2 protein-coding genes are annotated in these 2,345 nt (G+C 60.2%); both read left to right on the top strand.

Annotation, left to right across the window (positions count from 1 at the left end; all coding sequences use genetic code 11):
• Positions 1–150: 150 nt before the first annotated feature.
• Positions 151–1,413, top strand: coding sequence for an IS21 family transposase (gene istA, locus NN5_RS24520; RefSeq protein ID WP_067739295.1), 1,263 nt, complete (start codon positions 151–153; stop codon positions 1,411–1,413).
• Positions 1,410–2,270, top strand: coding sequence for an IS21-like element helper ATPase IstB (gene istB / locus NN5_RS24515; protein ID WP_067739292.1), 861 nt, complete (start codon positions 1,410–1,412; stop codon positions 2,268–2,270). Before istA ends, istB begins: the two co-directional genes overlap by 4 nt.
• Positions 2,271–2,345 lie beyond the last annotated feature (75 nt).

Here is a 2,345-nt window from a genome sequence, read left to right as displayed (position 1 = left end):
TGTCATCGGTCATGCAATTCTCCGCAAAAGTGGGCTTTGAAAATTCCCTAGTTGGTGGCCCCTTCATCTCATTCTGCCGGGGCTAGCCCCGGCAGAATGAGATGAGCCGACATTGTCCTCATCTCCTTTGCAGACGCGGAGACGGGGCCGATGATCCGACTTGGAGAATTGATGATGATCCTCGAATTACATCGGCAGGGCGTATCGATATCCGCCATTGCCCGACGCACTGGTCGCGATCCCAAGACCATCCGAAAATATATCGAACGGGGTGTCGAGGCCCCGGTTTACGGCCCACGCATGCTGGGTCGACCGAACAAACTGGCACCCTATCTAGAATTTTTGCGTGAGCGAGTGGTGGCCTTTCCCGATCTGACGGCGGCGCGTCTGACGCGGGAAATCCGTGAGCTGGGGTATATGGGCGCCTATACTGCGGTAAAGCGGTTCCTGGCAGCGATTCGACCGGAAAACGGCCCCAAGCCCTTCGAGGTTCGGTTCGAGACGCCGCCTGGCGTGCAGGCACAGGTCGACTTTGCCCGGTTCGTCGTCGAATTTACCGATGAGCCCGGCGTCAGCCGGATCGTCTGGCTATTCAGCTTGGTGCTGGGACATTCGCGCTTCCTGTTTGCACGCTACGTCATGCACCAGGATCTCCAAACTCTGTTGCGCTGTCATATGCAGGCCTTTGAAGCGCTCGGTGGCGTCCCGATCGAAATCCTCTACGATCGCATGAAAACCGCCGTAACCGGCGAAGATGATCAGGGCCATATCATCTACAATCGATCATTGCTGGCCCTGGCGGGGCATTACCGCTTCGTGCCACGCGCCTGCCGTCCCTATCGGGCCAAGACCAAGGGAAAGGTCGAGCGGCCGTTCAGCTATATCCGCAAGGACTTCTTCCTGGGCCGCAGCTTCCGCAATCTGGACGATCTCAATGTCCAGCTAATCGACTGGCTCGATACCGTCGCCAATGTCCGTGTCCACGGGACGACGCAGCGGATTATTGTTGAAGCCTTCGCCGCCGAGCAGCCTGAGTTGCAGCTGCTCCCGGCGGGTCGCTTTGACGCCGTTCTGAAGCTGGAGCGCCGCGTCAGCCATGATGGGATGGTCTCTGTCGGCGGCAATTACTACAGCGTTCCCGATCGCACTCGGCGCGTCGTCGAAATCCAGCAGTTGCCTGACAAGATCAGGATCGTAGACCTGGGCCAGGTCATTGCCGAGCACCCGGTTCTTGAGGGGCGTCGGCAGTGTAGGATCGATCCTGCGCATCGGACAGGCGGCAGCGGCGCCAAGCGCCGTATCCATGGCAAAGAGGTAATCGCCATCGGTCGTATAGGCGAGCATGTCGCTGTGCGCTCCCTGGCCATCTATCAGGCGATCGGCAGCCAACTGGCGCGGGGAGAACGGCCATGAACCAAGGGGGTGCCGCATCCCGCGTCGATAATATCCGCCGCAGCCTGGTCCATCTCAAAATGCCACGCGCTCTGGAGATGCTCGACGCCACCCTGCGCGGCATAGAGCAGGGCAAAATCGATGGCATCGAGGCCATCGACATATTGCTGAACGAAGAACTATCGCTCCGGGAGAACCGCAGGATCAAGGCGGCCCTGCGCATGGCAAGGCTGCCGATCATCAAGACGCTGGACGGATATGACTTCTCCTTCCAGCCATCGCTCGACCGGAACCGCATCCTGGCGCTCGCTGGCCTGGACTTCATCAACCGGGCCGAGGTGGTGCATCTGTTGGGTCCGCCCGGTACCGGAAAAAGCCATATCGCCACTGCTCTTGCAGTCGAGGCCGTGAAGGCGGGCAAGAGCGTCTACTTCATCCCGCTCGCCGATCTGATCGCTTCACTGACCAAGGCGGAACGGGAGGGCACGCTGCGCGAAAGGATCCGCTTCCTATGCCGATCCGCGCTGCTCGTCGTAGACGAGATCGGGTATCTCCCTGTTACGCCGGGCGGTGGCAACCTGTTCTTCCAACTCGTCAATGCCCGATACGAAAAGGGCGCTATGATCCTGACATCCAACCGCGGCTTTGCCGAATGGGGTGATGTCTTTGGCGATCCGGTGGTGGCCACCGCGCTGCTCGACCGCCTCCTTCACCACGCGGTGGTCATCCAGATCGAGGGCTCCAGCTATCGCATGCGACAGCACGCTGACCTGCTGCCCGAGCATGCGCGCATGGCACCGTCCATCAACCCGCCGCCCTTGCCCAAACGGCGTGGCCGCCCGCCAGCAAAGGAAAATCCCGATCTCCATCACGGCTGATCACCGACACAACCGTCCCGCCAAACTAGGGAATTTTAGATGCCCACTTTTGCGGAATCTTCGGCGCCCGTTGAC

Source organism: Novosphingobium naphthalenivorans NBRC 102051 (assembly GCF_001590985.1).
GTDB classification, from domain to species: domain Bacteria; phylum Pseudomonadota; class Alphaproteobacteria; order Sphingomonadales; family Sphingomonadaceae; genus Novosphingobium; species Novosphingobium naphthalenivorans.
This window is presented reverse-complemented; position numbering and strand designations above follow the sequence as displayed.